This window comes from Gordonia sp. JH63 (assembly GCF_009856645.1).
In the GTDB taxonomy this organism is placed as follows: Bacteria; Actinomycetota; Actinomycetes; order Mycobacteriales; family Mycobacteriaceae; genus Gordonia; species Gordonia hongkongensis.
The window spans coordinates 3173665-3190252 of record NZ_CP047235.1 but is presented as its reverse complement, the minus strand read 5'-3'; the positions used below and the strand labels follow the sequence as shown (position 1 = coordinate 3190252).

The 16588-nt window shown below is 67.7% G+C and carries 9 protein-coding genes and 1 pseudogene; all 10 read left to right on the top strand.

Features of this window, described 5'->3' with window-relative positions:
- Nucleotides 1–17 precede the first annotated feature (17 nt).
- The 10 genes and pseudogenes from lgt to GR168_RS14105 all read left to right on the top strand — a co-directional run bounded on the left by lgt (nucleotide 18) and on the right by GR168_RS14105 (nucleotide 16137).
- A complete protein-coding gene (gene lgt, locus GR168_RS14150; protein ID WP_159371006.1) occupies nucleotides 18–1703 on the top strand; it encodes a prolipoprotein diacylglyceryl transferase in 1686 nt (561 codons plus the stop codon).
- A gap of 272 nt (nucleotides 1704–1975) precedes the next feature.
- On the top strand, nucleotides 1976–6547 hold the full coding sequence (gene gltB, locus GR168_RS14145) for a glutamate synthase large subunit (protein ID WP_159371005.1): 4572 nt from the start codon (nucleotides 1976–1978) through the stop codon (nucleotides 6545–6547).
- On the top strand, nucleotides 6540–8045 hold the full coding sequence (locus tag GR168_RS14140) for a glutamate synthase subunit beta (protein WP_137808510.1): 1506 nt from the start codon (nucleotides 6540–6542) through the stop codon (nucleotides 8043–8045). Before gltB ends, GR168_RS14140 begins: the two co-directional genes overlap by 8 nt.
- 174 nt (nucleotides 8046–8219) lie before the next feature.
- On the top strand, nucleotides 8220–9644 hold the full coding sequence (gene pyk / locus GR168_RS14135; RefSeq protein ID WP_065632353.1) for a pyruvate kinase: 1425 nt from the start codon (nucleotides 8220–8222) through the stop codon (nucleotides 9642–9644).
- Nucleotides 9645–9708: 64 nt separating this feature from the next.
- Nucleotides 9709–10587: an acyl-CoA thioesterase II gene (locus GR168_RS14130; RefSeq protein ID WP_065632354.1), complete on the top strand. Its 879-nt coding sequence runs from the start codon at nucleotides 9709–9711 to the stop codon at nucleotides 10585–10587.
- Between the two features lie 25 nt (nucleotides 10588–10612).
- Nucleotides 10613–11122: a hypothetical protein gene (locus GR168_RS14125; RefSeq protein WP_238994903.1), complete on the top strand. Its 510-nt coding sequence runs from the start codon at nucleotides 10613–10615 to the stop codon at nucleotides 11120–11122.
- 221 nt (nucleotides 11123–11343) lie between these two features.
- Nucleotides 11344–13329: an ABC transporter ATP-binding protein/permease gene (locus GR168_RS14120; protein WP_065632355.1), complete on the top strand. Its 1986-nt coding sequence runs from the start codon at nucleotides 11344–11346 to the stop codon at nucleotides 13327–13329.
- Nucleotides 13330–13437: 108 nt separating this feature from the next.
- Nucleotides 13438–15266 (top strand): annotated as a pseudogene (locus GR168_RS14115) (long-chain fatty acid--CoA ligase).
- A gap of 53 nt (nucleotides 15267–15319) precedes the next feature.
- Nucleotides 15320–15790: a DUF6325 family protein gene (locus GR168_RS14110; protein ID WP_065632357.1), complete on the top strand. Its 471-nt coding sequence runs from the start codon at nucleotides 15320–15322 to the stop codon at nucleotides 15788–15790.
- Between the two features lie 41 nt (nucleotides 15791–15831).
- Entirely contained in the window at nucleotides 15832–16137 is a 306-nt protein-coding gene (locus GR168_RS14105; RefSeq protein WP_065632358.1) for an SHOCT domain-containing protein, read from the top strand.
- Nucleotides 16138–16588 lie beyond the last annotated feature (451 nt).

Here is a 16588-nt window from a genome sequence, read left to right as displayed (position 1 = left end):
TCGGCTAGGGTGACAGCGTGATCGCGCCGACCTCGACGATGCTCGCCTACCTCCCGAGTCCGCCTCAGGGCGTGTGGGAGATCGGACCCTTCCCGCTACGCGCGTATGCGTTGTGCATCATCGTCGGCATCATCGTCGCCGTCTGGTGGGGCAACCGCCGATGGATGGCCCGCGGCGGCCAGGACGGCGAAGTTCTCGACGTCGCGATCTGGGCGGTCCCGTTCGGCCTCATCGGTGGCCGGCTCTACCATCTCATCACCGATTGGAAGACGTACTTCGGTGCCGATGCGCTGAAGGAACCGATCGACGCACTGAAGATCTGGGACGGCGGACTCGGTATCTGGGGCGCGGTCGCGCTCGGTGCGGTGGGCGCGTGGATCGGCGCTCGTCGACGCGGCATCCGCCTGCCCGCCTTCGGCGACGCCATCGCGCCGCCGATCCTGTTGGCACAGGCGATCGGTCGCCTCGGCAACTACTTCAACCAGGAGCTCTACGGACGCGAGACCACACTCCCGTGGGGCCTGGAGATCTACGAACGCGAGAACGCCGCCGGGTACTCCGACCCCGGACTGATCGACGGCGTGTCCAACGGCGTCGTGGTCGCGGTGGTCCATCCGACCTTCCTCTACGAGCTGCTGTGGAACGTGCTCATCGTCGTGCTCCTGGTGGTCGTCGACCGGTACTTCCGCATCGGGCACGGCCGGTTGTTCGCGCTCTACGTCGCGGGCTACTGCCTGGGCCGGTTCTTCATCGAATTGCTGCGCGACGACCGCGCGGCCGTCGCCAACGACATCGCGGGCATCCGACCGAACCTCTTCACCGCGGCGCTGGTGTTCCTCGCCGCCGTCGTCTATTTCGTGGTCGCGCCCAAGGGACGCGAACAGGGACTGGAGATGTATCACGACGACCGTGCCGCGGAGCTCGCGGAGCAGGGTGTCGCCGGGTACGTCGACGACTGGTACGACGAGGACATCGAACCGGAGCCGAGTCCGGCGGCCGCCGCCGGGGTGGCGACGGGTTCGGCGGGATCATCCCTGTTCGATTCCGACGACCAGGGTCAGAAGGCGGGCACGGCGGGGGAGCCGTCCACCGACGACACCGCCGACACGGATGACCCGGTCGCAGCCGCAAACCCCGTGACCGCGGGCAGCGATGCGGAGCCGGGCGCCGAACCGGAGCCGGTTGCCGACGGTCCGGTCGAGCCGGGCGAGGACACCGTCGAGGCCGGTGGCGAGGAGCCGGTCGACGAAGCGCTCGACGAGGAAGCGCTCGACGGGGCCGAGTCGGACACCACCTCGCACCCCGAAACTCCGACAGACGAAGCGGTCGACCTCGGGGCCGACGAGGAGACGACCTCAGCGACCGAGGCCGGTACCGAGGCCGGAACGCCCGCTCAGCCGGAGACGGCGACGTCGCCGGGGGACGAACCGGCTGCCGACGAGACCGTGGACTCCGCAGACCCTGAGGCCGACGACGACATGGACGCGGCCGACAAGGACGACTCGACCACCGGCTCGGTCCCCGACGCAGCCCCGGTTGCCGACGCCGATCCGGTTGCCGACGCCGATCCGGACACCGACGCCGACGCGGTCACCGACATAGTTGATCCCGCCGAGGAGTCGGATACCGACATCCCGACGGACACCCCCACCGACACCACACCGGGTGCCGGTGCCGGTTCCTCCGACGGAGACAAGTCCTGACGTTCGGTCCTGCCACGAGCTGATCCGTCGGCAGGGTCACAGGTCGCGGGTGACGACGCCTCCCCGGGTGTTCGGATAGGATCGGATCTCACGGTGCGCGATCCTCCGCCCGGTACCGACCGTTCCAGAGCACGCAAGCGCTCAACGGTTCTGACTCAACCCGGTACCGATCTCGGCACGGTCATTCGTACGCCGCGCAATGCTCCACGGGCCAGTGCTGTCCCATTGGACACTCAGCAGCGAGCCGGTTCTCGGTTCGAGTGGAGGTAGTGATGCTGTTTTCTGCGCTGCCGGCCAAGCAGGGTCTGTACGACCCGGAGGCCGAGGTCGATTCGTGTGGTGTGGCCATGGTCACCGACATCCACGGTCGCCGTTCGCATTCGATCGTCGCCGACGGGTTGCTGGCGCTGGAGAACCTCGAACATCGAGGTGCGGCCGGGGCGGAGACCAACAGCGGTGACGGCGCGGGAATCCTGATCCAACTCCCCGACGAGTTGCTGCGCGACACCGTCGACTTCGACCTACCCGAGCCCGCCGCGGACGGGTCGAACAGCTACGCCGCGGGAACGTGCTTCCTGCCCATGGACCCCGACCTGCGCCGCGCGGCGATCGAGCGGGTCGAGGCCCTCGCCGCCGACGAGGGCATCACCGTGCTCGGCTGGCGGGACCTCCCCGTCGACCACGAACACGCCGACGTCGGCGGGACGGCCGTCGCATGCATGCCGTACATGATGCAGCTGTTCGTCACCGTCGACCCGGCGCCCGGCGCCGACCGCATCGCCGGGCTCGCGCTCGACCGCTTCATCTACCCGTTCCGCAAGCAGGCCGAACGGGTGACACCGGAGATCGACGAAGCCGGCACCGGGCTGTACTTCCCATCGCTGTCGAGTCGAACGATGGTCTACAAGGGCATGCTCACCACGATGCAGCTCCCGCTGTACTACGAGGATCTGCGAGATGACCGCTGCCTCAGCGCGATCGCCATCGTCCACTCCCGGTTCTCCACCAACACCTTCCCGTCGTGGCCGCTCGCGCACCCCTTCCGGTTCGTGGCGCACAACGGCGAGATCAACACCGTGCGCGGCAACCGGAACCGGATGCGTGCCCGCGAGGCGCTCCTCGAGACCGACCTCATCCCCGGCGATCTCAAGCGCGCATTCCCGATCTGCACGCCCGAGGCCTCCGACTCGGCGTCGCTCGACGAGGTCCTCGAACTCCTGCACCTCGGCGGTCGGGACGTCCACCACGCGGTGATGATGATGGTGCCCGAGGCGTGGGAGAACGTGCCCGACATGGATCCCCGTCGTCGGGCGTTCCTGCAGTTCAACTCCTCGCTCATGGAGGCCTGGGACGGTCCCGCGTGCGTCACGTTCACCGACGGCACGGTCGTCGGCGCGGTCCTCGACCGCAACGGACTGCGCCCGGGCCGGTGGTGGCAGACCCGCGACGGCCGGGTCATCCTCGCCTCCGAGTCCGGTGTGCTCGACGTCCCGGTCGACGACGTGATCAGCAAGGGCCGGCTCGAACCCGGCCGCATGTTCCTCGTCGACACCGAGCAGGGCCGGATCATCCCGGACGAGGAACTCAAGGGCGAGCTCATGAACGCCGAGGCGTACGACGAGTGGCTCCACGCCGGGTTGCTCGACATCGCCACGCTCCCGGACCGGCCGGTCTTCCAGCCCAACCACGACACCGTCGTCCGCCGGCAGATCTCCTTCGGTTACACCGAGGAGGATCTGCGCGTACTCCTGACCCCGATGGCGGCGTCGGGCTACGAACCCCTCGGATCGATGGGCACCGACACCCCGGTCGCCGTGCTGTCGCAGCGTTCGCGGCTGCTCTACGACTACTTCGTCGAGCTGTTCGCCCAGGTCACGAATCCGCCGCTGGATGCGATCCGCGAGGAGATCGTCACGTCGATGAGTCGCGTGATGGGTCCGGAGCAGAACCTGCTGCGGCCGACCGCGGCGTCGTGCCGCCAGATCATGGTGCACTGGCCGGTGCTGGACAATGCCGAGCTGGCCAAGCTCGTCCACATCAACGACGACGGTGACAATCCTGGTCTGTCGGCGAAGGTGCTGCGGGCGCTCTACGAGGTGTCCGAGGGCGGTGCGGGTCTCGCCGCGGCGCTCGAGGACCTCCGGCTGCGGGCCAGTCAGGCGATCGCCGAGGGGCACACGACGCTGGTGATCTCCGACCGGCTCACCGACGCCGAGCACGCGCCCATCCCGTCGCTGCTGGCCACCTCGGCGGTGCACCACCACCTGGTCCGCACCAAGGAGCGGACGCGGGTCGCCCTCGTCGTGGAGTCCGGCGATGCCCGCGAGGTCCACCACATCGCGACCCTGATCGGATTCGGCGCGGCCGCGGTCAATCCCTACCTGGCGCTCGAGACCATCGAAGATCTGATCGCCGAAGGTGAGCTGACCGGGGTGACCCGGGCCAAGGCGATCGGCAACTATCTGGAGGCGCTCGGCAAGGGCGTGCTGAAGGTGATGAGCAAGATGGGCATCTCGACCATCAGCTCCTACACCGCGGCACAGGCTTTCGAGGCCGTGGGATTGTCGTCGGAGGTGGTGCGCGAGTACTTCACCCGTACGGTGTCGCGGATCGAGGGCGTCGGACTCGACGAACTGGCCGAGGAGGTGCGCATCCGCCACCACCGGGCCTTCCCGGAGAACCCCACCGAACAGGTCTACCGTCGACTCGAGGTCGGCGGCGAGTACCAGTACCGCCGCGAGGGCGAACTGCACCTGTTCTCGCCTGAGACCATCTTCCTGCTGCAGCACGCCACCAAGACCGGCCGGGCCGAGATCTTCCAGAAGTACTCCGACGAGGTCGACCGGCTCTCGCGTGAGGGTGGCACCCTGCGCGGACTGTTCGACTTCGATCTCGATGCGCGCGAACCGATCCCGCTCGACGAGGTGGAGCCGGTCGAGGAGATCATGAAGCGCTTCAACACCGGCGCGATGAGTTACGGCTCGATCTCCGCGGAGGCCCACGAGACCATCGCGATGGCCATGAACCGGATCGGCGGCCGCTCGAACTCGGGGGAGGGCGGCGAGGACGTGGAGCGTCTGTACGATCCGGAACGCCGCAGCGCGGTCAAGCAGGTCGCGTCGGGCCGGTTCGGCGTGACCAGCGACTACCTCATCAACGCCACCGACATCCAGATCAAGATGGCGCAGGGTGCCAAACCCGGTGAGGGCGGCCAGCTCCCGGCCTACAAGGTGTATCCGTGGATCGCGAAGACCCGGCATTCGACGCCGGGTGTCGCGCTGATCTCGCCGCCGCCGCACCACGACATCTACTCGATCGAGGACCTCGCCCAGCTGATCCACGACCTGAAGAACGCGAATTCGCAGGCACGCATCCACGTGAAGCTGGTCAGTGCGGTGGGCGTGGGGACGGTCGCGACCGGGGTGTCGAAGGCGCACGCCGACGTCGTCCTCATCTCCGGGCACGACGGCGGCACCGGCGCGTCGCCGCTCACCTCGCTCAAACATGCCGGCACGCCGTGGGAGATCGGCCTCGCCGACGCCCAGCAGACGTTGATGCTGAACGGCCTGCGCGACCGCATCACGGTGCAGTGCGACGGGGCGCTGCGCACCGGGCGCGATGTCATCACCGCGGCCTTGCTCGGCGCCGAGGAATACGGGTTCTCCACCGCGCCGCTGATCGTCGCCGGGTGCATCATGATGCGCGTTTGTCACCTCGACACGTGCCCGGTCGGCGTCGCCACCCAGAATCCGCTGTTGCGGTCCCGCTTCACCGGTCAGGTCGACCACCTGGTCAACTTCTTCCGCTTCATCGCCGAGGACGTCCGGAAGTATCTGGCGCAGTTGGGTTATCGCACGCTCGACGACGCCATCGGGCAGTCGCAGCGTCTGCACACCGACGCGGCGGTCGCGCACTGGAAGTCCAAGGGGCTCGACCTCAGCCCGATCTTCCGCAAGGTCGAGGACAAGGGACCGAGTCGTCGGGTGCGGGGCCAGGAACACGGCCTCGAGCGCGCGCTGGACCAGACGCTGATCCAGCTCGCCGAGGGTGCACTCGAGGACGCACACCCGGTGACCCTGGAGTTGCCGGTGCGCAACGTGAACCGGACGGTCGGCACCCTGCTCGGCTCGGAGGTGACCCGGCGGTACGGGGCCGACGGCCTCGCCGACGACACGATCACGGTCAGGCTCGAGGGCTCGGCCGGGCAATCGCTCGGGGCCTTCCTGCCGCCGGGAGTAACGATCCGGTTGACCGGTGACACCAACGACTACGTCGGAAAGGGATTGTGCGGCGGCAAGATCGTCGTCACGCCGAATCCCGACTCGCTGTTCGTCGCCGAGGACCAGGTGATCGCCGGCAACACGATCCTCTACGGGGCGACCTCCGGCGAGGTGTACCTCAGAGGCCGAGTGGGCGAACGCTTCTCGGTACGCAACTCGGGTGCGACGGCGGTCGTCGAAGGAGTGGGCGACCACGCCTGCGAGTACATGACCGGTGGCCGGGTGGTCGTCCTCGGACCAACGGGACGCAATCTCGCGGCCGGCATGTCGGGTGGTATCGCGTTCGTCCACGACCTCGATCCCGCGAAGGTCAACATGGCCATGGTCGAACTCCTGCGTCCCGACCCGGAAGACCTCGCCTGGCTCAAGCACACCATCGCCACGCACACGGAACTGACCGGTTCCGCGATCGGCGCATCGATACTGGCCGACTGGCCTCGACGCTGCCTGGCGTTCACCAAGGTGATGCCCACCGATTACAAGCGTGTCCTCGACGCGGCCCGGATGGCCGAAGCCGAAGGGCGCGACGTCGATTCAGCGATCATGGAGGCGGCACGTGGCTGACCCGCGCGGGTTCCTGGAGGTCCCGAAGAAAGAGGCGAAGTACCGTCCGGTCGCCGAACGCGTCCAGGACTGGGACGACGTCTACGAGCACGCCGACAATCCGATCAAGGTCCTCGACGAGGTCAGCGGACAGGCCCGCCGGTGTATGGACTGCGGTATCCCGTTCTGTCACTCCGGAACCGCGGGTTGCCCACTGGGCAATCTCATCCCGGAGTGGAACGACCTCGTCCGGCGCGGCCGGTGGGATGCCGCGAGCAGCAGGCTGCACGCGACCAACAACTTCCCGGAGTTCACCGGGATGGTGTGCCCGGCGCCGTGCGAGTCCGCCTGCGTGCTGTCGATCTCCGAACCGGCGACCGGCGGCAGCGTGACGATCAAGCGCATCGAGAAGACCATCGCCTACGAGTCGTGGGCCGAAGGCATCATCGGGCCCGAGCCGCCCGAGTCCACGACCGGCAAGTCGGTCGGGGTCGTCGGCTCCGGACCCGCGGGACTGGCTGCGGCACAACAGCTCACCCGGGCTGGTCACGACGTCACCGTCTACGAGCGCGACGACCGTCTCGGCGGTTTGCTCCGCTACGGCATCCCGGAGTACAAGCTGCAGAAGTCCGACATCGACCGACGTATCGCCCAGATGCGGGCGGAGGGAACGACCTTCGTCACCAACTGCGACGTGGGGGCCGACCTGTCCGTGGCTGATCTACGCGCGAACCACGACGCGGTGGTCCTGGCCATCGGTGCGATGGAGGCACGCGACAACCCGGTGCCGGGGCGGGAGCTGAACGGCATCCACCTCGCCATGGAGCATCTCGTGCCCGCCAACAAGGAGTGCGAGGGCGACGGGCCGTCACCCATCACCGCCGCGGGCAAGCACGTCGTGATCATCGGCGGTGGTGACACGGGAGCCGACTGCCTGGGTACGGCGCACCGTCAGGGCGCGGCCTCGGTCGTGCAACTCGACTACAACCCGGAACTGCCCGGGCAGCGCGACGACGAACGGTCGCCGTGGCCGACATGGCCGTTGATCATGCGGACCTCGAGCGCACACGACGAGGGCGGCGAACGGCTGCACCAGGTTGCGGTTCAGCGATTCGAGGGTGACGAGGACGGCAACGTCACGACGATGGTGCTCGCCGAGGTGGAGGTGACGCGCGATGCCGACGGGCGCCGCGAGATCACGCCGGTGAGTGAGGAATTCGAGATCCCCTGCGAGCTGGCCCTGTTCGCGATCGGGTTCGCCGGGGTACGGGGTGGGGCGCTGCTCGCCGATCTCGAGATCGAGCCGAACCGGCGCGGCGTCATCTCCTGCGGGAGCGACTGGCAGACCGACGCCCCGGGCGTGTTCGTCTGCGGTGACGCCCACCGCGGCGCGTCGCTCGTGGTGTGGGCGATCGCGGAAGGTCGCTCGACCGCGCGTGCGGTCGACGAGTTCCTGGTCGGCGAGTCCGACCTCCCGTCTCCGGTCCGTCCGGCGTCCCTGCCCCTGTCGGTGCGCTGAGCAGGCCCTCGCCGCCACCCGACGGGCTCGGTCGAACACACGCGGCCGCAACAAGTTAAGTAAATTTCATACTCGGCGGTAGCGGCTCGCCACCAGCGGTAACAGCCGGTGGCGAGCCGGTGACATGTCGTCGGCGACATGGAGATGGACCATGGACGGGACTAAGGTGTTCGTGTGACACGCCGAACCAAAATCGTCTGCACCCTGGGCCCCGCCACCGCGAGCGACGAGCGACTGAAAGAGCTCGTCGAAAGCGGCATGGACGTGGCCCGGATGAACTTCAGCCACGGCACGCATGAGGACCATGCGGCCGTCTATGCGCGCGTCCGCAAGGCCTCGGACACCACGGAGAAAGCCGTCGGCGTCCTCGCCGACCTACAGGGCCCCAAGATCCGGCTCGGCCGTTTCGACGGTTGTGACGGCTCGACCGTCTGGGAGACCGGCGAGCAGGTGCGCATCACCGTCGACGACGTCGTGGGCGACCACGACCGCGTCTCGACCACCTACAAGCAGCTCGCCGAGGACGCCAGCCCCGGCGACCGCCTGCTCGTCGACGACGGCAAGGTCGGCCTCGCCGTGTCCGCGGTCGAGGGCAACGACGTCCTCTGCACCGTGACCGAGGGCGGCCCGGTCAGCAACAACAAAGGGCTGTCGCTGCCCGGGATGAGTGTCTCGGTGCCGGCGATGTCGGAAAAAGACATCGCCGACCTGGAATTCGCCCTCGAACTGGGCGTGGACATGGTGGCGCTCTCCTTCGTGCGCAGCCCCTCCGACATCGAACTGGTCCACGAGGTGATGGACCGCGTCGGCCGCCGGGTGCCGGTCATCGCGAAGCTCGAGAAGCCCGAGGCGATCGAGAACCTCGAGGCCATCGTGCTGGCCTTCGACGCGATCATGGTCGCCCGTGGCGACCTGGGCGTCGAACTGCCGCTCGAGGAAGTGCCGCTGGTGCAGAAGCGGGCCATCCAGATGGCCCGTGAGAACGCGAAGCCGGTGATCGTGGCGACGCAGATGCTCGACTCGATGATCGAGAACTCGCGCCCGACCCGGGCCGAGGCCTCCGACGTGGCCAACGCGGTCCTCGACGGTGCCGACGCGGTCATGCTGTCCGGCGAGACGTCGGTGGGCAAGTACCCGCTCGAGACGGTGCGAACCATGGACCGGATCTGTCGGGCGGTCGAGACCGGCCCCCGTGACGTGCCGCCGCTGTCCCACGTGCCGCGTACCAAGCGCGGTGTCATCTCCTACGCGGCGCGCGACATCGGCGAGCGCCTCGAGGTGAAGGCGCTGGTCGCGTTCACCCAGTCCGGGGACACCGTGCGTCGACTGGCCCGTCTGCACTCGCGCCTCCCGTTGCTGGCGTTCACGCCGACCCAGGCTGTCCGCAGCCAGCTCGCGCTGAGCTGGGGAACCGAGACGTTCATCGTCGACCACGTCGACACGACCGACCACATGATCGACCAGGTCGACCATCAGCTGCTGCGTATCGGGCGGCTCAGCGAGGGTGACGTCGTGGTGATCGTGGCCGGGGCCCCGCCCGGGACGGTGGGTTCGACCAACCTGATCCACGTGCACCGGATCGGCGAGCAGGACCACTGACCGCGTCCGCTCCTGCTCGGGCCGGTGCGCGACGCAGCCGCGTCCGGGTTCTAGGGTGTGAGGCATGACCGTGGACCAGGCCGGGGATCTCGGCAAGCTACTCGCGTTGCTCGACGTCGAACGTCAGGGTGACGACCTGTTCATCGGGCACCATCCCGAGCAGGTCACCGCCCGGACGTTCGGCGGTCAGCTGCTCGGCCAGGGGGTCGTCGCGGCGGCCCGGAGCCTGAGTCGGGGCAACCCGCCGATCCACGCGCTGCACGCGCACTTCATCCGTGGTGGCGATGTCACCAAACCGTTGGAGTACCACGTCGACCGGTTCCGCGACGGCAGGTCGTTCGCCAATCGTCAGGTGACGGCCAAGCAGGACGGCGAAGAGATCTTCACGATGCTGGTCGCGTTCCAGGACAACACTTCTGGGCTCGAGCACGCAGTGGAGATCCCCCAGGTGCCCTATCCGGAGGAACTGCCCACTCTCGGTGAGCATTTCAAGGGTTACGAGGACCGTATCGCGGCCTTCGTGAACGCGTTGCACCCCATCGACATCCGTTTCGCGAACGATCCGAGCTGGAAGGCGAAGGAGGCGGGGGAGAAGCTGACCGACAACCGGGTGTGGATGAAGGCCGACGGCACGATGCCCGACGACCCCGTGATGCACGTCGCCGCAATGTGTTACGCCTCCGACACCACGGTGCTGGACTCGATCATCACCACCCACGGCCTCTCCTGGGGCATGGACCGGTTGTTCGCCGCGACTGTCAATCACTCGATGTGGTTCCACCGCGAGTTCCGGTTCGACGACTGGCTGCTGTACGCCACCCGGTCGCCGGTCGCCACCGGGTCACGCGGGATGGGATCGGGCCGGTTCTGGATGCGCGACGGCACTCTCGCGACGTCGGTCGTGCAAGAAGCGCTCATCAAGTACTTCCCGCCCAAGAAGTGACCGCACGGGTCTGCAGGGGGAGCTCATGGATCGCGGCACGGGCGGGTCGATGACCCCGGGGTACGGCCCCGCACCCGAGATGTGGCTGGACCCCGGCCCGCCGCTGCCGCGCCGGACATGGCAGCGGCGCACGCGGGTCCCGGTCATCGTCGCGACCGCAGTCGCGTTGATCGTCTTCGCGGTCATCGTGGGTGTCGCGGTCGTCGCCGGCCTGATGACCACCCCGACGTTCACCGCCAAGGGTGGGGTCGTTGCGGATTGTCGGACCGAGAACGCCGCGCTCCCAGACGGCGGCACGTTGGCCCGCGGCGCACCGGTCGTCCTGTACGACGCGGCCGGCGGGGAGGTCGCCACCACCACGCTGTCGGTGTTCCTCCGCAGCGACGACGGTTGTCAGCTCACCTTCGAGGTCAGCGGTGTGGACTACACCGACGCGGGCTATCTCGTCAGCGTCGGCGATGCCGACGGTCGCTTCTCGGAGTCGGTCTCCACCGCGGCGCTCCAGCAGGGTGCGGTGTTGCGCCCGCTGGGTTGACGTCACCAGAACCTCTCGGCAAAACCGACATTCCGCGCTCCCGGCGACCGGTCGGCGCTCCGTCGACGCGGTTGCCCGGACACCGGGTGAACGCCGGGTTAAACTGCGCCGGATCATCGTTGAGGCCCGGACCCGTTGTGGCGACGGGGCCCTCGCTGCGATCGACCGGGGTTTGTCGACCGTGATGCCCGCCGCCGGGCCATCCGACGCGAGGAGTGTGCGTGGAGTACAGCATCGACTGGGGCAACGAGGTGTGGGCCAGTCTGAAGTGGTTGGCCATCGCGTTCGCGATCTCGGCCGTGGCCATCCTGGTGATCGGATATCTGCTGTCGCGGTTCAGCCGGTGGGGCGGCCCGCTGTGGCGGGTGATCGGGGGGTTCTTCACCGACCCGAGAACCCGGGTCTGGGCGTGGGCGCTGGTCGTCGTGCTCACCCTGCTGTCGTTGCTCGGTGTGCGGCTGAGCGTCCTGTTCAGCTACTGGAGCAACGACCTGTACACGTCCCTGCAGACCGCGGCCGAGGGGATCGCGACGGGCGGGCCGCAGGGAGCGGAGATGCTCCAGATCGGCAAAGACGCGTTCTGGCATTCGATCACGATCTTCGGCATCCTCGCCGCCACTCACGTCGTCCGCACCATGGTCGAGATCTATGTCGGTGCGGCTTTCGAGATCCGGCTCCGCTACTGGCTGACCGAAGGGGCGACCGCCGACTGGATGTCCGGCCGTGCCTTCTACCGCAACCGGTTCGTCGACCTCAGCGCGGGACTGTTGCGGCGCAGACGATTCGGGCGCGGTAAGTCGGATCCGCAGCGACGGGCCGTCGACATCCACCCCGGGGTCGACAACCCGGACCAGCGTATCGAGGCCGACATCACCAACATCGCCACCGTCGGCTCGTCGTTGTTCTGGGGCGGCGGTGGGGTCTCGACGAACGGTGTGCTCCCGGCGTGTGCGTCCATCGTGTCGTTCTCGGTCGTGCTCTGGGACCTGTCCGGGCCGGTCACGCTGTTCGGGGTCGAGATCCCGCGCATGATGATGTGGCTGGTCCTGGTCTACGTTCTCGTCGCCAGCGTGGTCGCGTTCGCCATCGGACGCCCGCTGATCCGACTGAACTTCTGGCGCGAACGCCTCACCGCGAACTTCCGCTACGCACTCGTCCGCGTCCGTGACAGCGCGGAGAACGTCGCCTTCTACAGCGGCGAGCGCGTCGAACACAACAACCTGATGACTCGATTCCGTGCGGTCGTGAAGAACTTCTGGCAGATCATCCATGTGCAGCTGGCGTTCGTCGGATGGAACTTCAGCGCGTCGCAGCTCGCGGTGGTGTTCCCACTTCTCGTGCAGGCACCGCGGTTCTTCGACGGTCAGATCAAGCTCGGTGACATGACTCAGACGGCGTCCGCCTTCGGCGAGATGCACGACGCACTCTCGTTCTTCCGGAACGCCTACGACGATTTCACCGCTCTGCGCGCGTCGATCATCCGTCTCGACGGTCTCGCCGACGCCGATGCACGGTCGCGGACCATGGCCCAGGTCACGACCGTGGATCGCGAACGCGCAGTCGCTCTGTCGGACGTCGACGTGAAGACCCCGAGCGGCGACGAACTCATCAGCGCGCTCAACCTGTCCCTGGCACCCGGGGCCGCTCTCGTCGTCAAAGGGCGGTCGGGCTCGGGCAAGACGACACTGCTCCGCGGCCTCGCCGGACTGTGGCCCTTCATCGACGGCGAGTTCACCCGGCCGCCGGGGGAGCACACGCTGTTCCTGTCGCAGATGCCCTACATCCCGCTGGGGGATCTGCGCACGGCGGTCGCCTACCCGGCACTGCCCGACGACGTCGGTGACGAGGCCATCAAGGCGGCGCTCGAGAAGGTCTTCCTCCCGCATCTGGCAGACCGGCTCCACGACGAGGAGGACTGGGTCAAGGTGCTCTCCCCGGGCGAGCAGCAGCGCATCGCCTTCGCGCGCATCCTGTTGACCCGGCCGCAGGCCGTGTTCATGGACGAGGCGACCTCGGCTGTGGACGAGGGGCTGGAGTACTCGCTGTACTCGCTCGTCCGCACGGAGCTGCCGGAGACGATCCTGGTGTCGGTGAGTCACCGCAGCACCACCGACCAGCATCACACCGACCTGCTTGAACTGACCGGTGGCGGCGCCTGGAATCTCGAGTCGCTGACCGAGCGTCCTTCGCTCGACAAACGGTCCTGATCTGGGGTTTTTGTCAACAGTTCACCATTCACCGGAACCGGCCGTGACGCGCGCCCGAACTGGCTAATGTGACGTGCAACACATCACTTCGGCCAGTCGAGGACTGTCATGACCGCTGCAGAGACCATCACCTTCCCCCATCAGACCGGTGTCGCAGTGGCGACGCTGCCCGCCGCGTTCCAGCAGACGGTCACCGTACGGCCCGACGCCGTCGCCATCCGTACGGTCGGTGGGCTGCAGGAGATCACGTGGGCGGAGTACGCCGCGCGCGTCGAAGCCATCGCCGGCGGGCTCGCGGCCCTGGGGGTCAAGCGCGGCGACACCGTCGGGATCATGCTGACAAACCGCCCCGAGTTCCACCTCGTCGACGCCGCGGCGCTGCACCTCGGCGCGGTTCCCTTCTCGATCTACAACACCAGTTCGCCCCAACAGATCGAGTACCTCTTCGGCAACGCGGAGAACTCCGTCGTCGTCACCGAGCAGGTGTTCCTGCCCGCGATCACCACCGCGGCGACCGGGGTGTCCACCACGATCGTCGTCGACGGCGTCGCGACGGGCGCGTTGTCGCTGGCCGATCTCGAACAGTCTCCGCCGCCGGCCGGATTCGACTACACCGCGACGTGGCAGGCGGTGGAACCCGAGGACCTCGCGACCCTGATCTACACCTCGGGCACCACCGGCCCGCCGAAGGGCGTCGAGATCACCCATCGCAACATCGTCGCCGAGATGACGGCGCTCGCCGAGATCGTTCAGGCGGGCTTCGACGACCGGGCCATCTCGTATCTACCCCAGCGCACATCGCCGACCGGGTCTCCTCCCACGCCGCGAACATGATGCGCGGCATCCAGATCACCACGGTGCCCGATCCCCGGGAGATCGCCGCGGCCCTTCCCGACGTGCACCCGACGTTCTTCTTCGGGGTGCCGCGGGTGTGGCAGAAGATCCGAGCGGGGATCGAGGCGAAGCTCGCCGAGGAGTCCAGCCCGGTCAAGAAGGCGCTCGCCGACTGGGCGTTCCGCGCCGGAGCCTCGGCGGCGCAGGCCCAGATCGACGGCAAGGGCTCCGGTGGTCTCACACACGGTCTCGCCGACCGCCTGGTGCTGCACAAGGTCCGTACCGCGCTGGGCCTCGACCAGGTCTCCTTCGCCGGATCGGGTGCGGCCGCGATCCCACCGGAGGTGCTGAAATTCTTCCTGGGACTCGGTATCCCGGTTCTCGAGGTCTGGGGGATGTCGGAGACCACCGGCGTCTCGACGATGACGACCAGCGACAACCTCCGGATCGGAACCGTCGGCAAACCGGTCCGCGGCATGGAGGTGAGACTGGCCGACGACGGAGAGCTCCTCGTCCGCGGACCGGTCGTGATGCGCGGCTACCGCAAACAGCCCGACAAGACGGCCGAGACGATCGATGCCGACGGCTGGCTGTCGACCGGTGATATCGCGACGATCGACGGTGACGGCAACGTGACCATCGTCGACCGCAAGAAGGAACTGATGATCAACGAGTCCGGGAAGAACATGTCGCCCACCAACATCGAGAACGCGATGAAGGCGGCGTCGTCGCTGATCGGTCAGGTCGCGGCGATCGGCGACGGCCGGCCCTATGTGTCCGCGCTCGTGGTTCTCGACCCGGATGCGGCGGCCGCGCGGGCCAAGCGACTCGACCTGTCCGGTGCCGACCTGACCGAGTTGTCCTCGCACCCCGACGTGGTGGACGAGGTGGCGGTGGCCATCCGTACCGGAAATCGGTCACTGTCCCGCGTGGAGCAGGTCAAACGATTTACCATCGTGCCGACCGCCTGGGATCCCGGCGGCGACGAGCTCACCCCCACGATGAAGTTGCGCCGCAAGCCGATTGCGACCAAGTACGCCAGTGAGATCGGCGAACTTTACGAGGCGCAACCGGGACGTTCGGTGGTGGATCTGAGGCCGTGACCGGGGCCCGCTGCCAGACGGTCACATCGACGGCACGAGACAGGGAGAAGGAATTGGACGACCAAGCAGGTGTCGACCAGACGGCTGACCGCGAACTCGGACCCATCGACTACATCGTGGTCGAGTGGACGGGCAAGCAGCCGACCGGTGAGGCACTTCCACATCTCATCGATCTGATCGACCGCGGGATCGTGCGACTGATCGACATCGTCTTCATCACCAAGGACGCCGACGGTACGGTCGCCCGGCTCGAGATCAACTCGCTCGGCGCTGATTTCGCGATCTTCGACGGCGCGGCGACCTCCCTGCTCGACGACTCCGACCTCGCGGAGGCGGCCACGGTGATCGATCCGGGGTCGAGCGCGGCCGTCCTCGTCTGGGAGAACGCATGGGCTGCTCCGTTCGCCACCGCCGTCCGAAAGGGCGGCGGACAGCTCGTCGCTTCGGGCCGGATACCGGTGAACGCACTGCTCGCCCAACTCGATGCGGCCGACGAGGCGGCGCCGGCCGCTCCGACCGCGTAGCGCACTGCGACCACCGACCTGAAACCTCGAAAGGACAGACCATGCCAGGACTTCTCCGCGGCGTCGCCCGCACCGCCGTCATCTCCGGCACCGCGACGGCGGTGAGCAACCGGGTGTCCCGACGCCAGGCGAGCCGATGGGCTCAGCAGGGTGCCGCTGCCCAGGACCCACGGGCACAACAACAGTACGCACAACCCCAGTACGCCCCGCCGCCTCAGCAGCAGGCGCCCGCATCGACTCCGACGGACACCATCTCGGCGCTGAAGGAGCTCGGAGCCCTGTACCAGCAGGGCATCCTCACCGAGGCCGAGTTCGCCGCACAGAAGGCGAAGATCCTCGGGACCTGACCCCTCCGCTCCCTGATCCGAAAGAAGCACAGACCCAACTGGTCGCTGAGGTGCGAGGAGCGTTAGCGACGAGCCACGAAGGGCCGGGTGAGACACGTATGGAGTCCTTCGAGGCTCGCTTCGCTCGCACCTCAGTAGCTGCACCTGGCGGCCGTCGTGGACTGGAACGAACTCGTTGTGCTCGGAGCGGGCCCAATTACTGCTCCCTGAGGAGGCCGGAGCTTGCGGAGGCCGTCACGAAGGGTCTTGGTGAGATGCGTCGTCAAACCCTTCGTGGCAGTGAGAATGGGTGTGGTGATCGTCGGGGGTGAGGTCTGACCTGCTTCGTGGCTGACCTTGTGTCATGGACGAGATCTGTCGACCTCATTCCGCCGGTGATCACCGCCGCAAACGACCTTGGAGAGGCCTGGGCGGGTGTGACCTAATAAGGGCCGTGTTCGGGCGTGAGCCC

Excerpts from the sequence above, each read along its gene's own strand:
- gltB (WP_159371005.1), top strand. The coding sequence starts at position 1,976 with ATGCTGTTTTCTGCGCTGCCGGCCAAGCAGGGTCTGTACGACCCGGAG.
- GR168_RS14130 (WP_065632354.1), top strand. The coding sequence starts at position 9,709 with ATGACCGTGGACCAGGCCGGGGATCTCGGCAAGCTACTCGCGTTGCTC.
- GR168_RS14125 (WP_238994903.1), top strand. The coding sequence starts at position 10,613 with ATGGATCGCGGCACGGGCGGGTCGATGACCCCGGGGTACGGCCCCGCA.
- GR168_RS14105 (WP_065632358.1), top strand. The coding sequence starts at position 15,832 with ATGCCAGGACTTCTCCGCGGCGTCGCCCGCACCGCCGTCATCTCCGGC.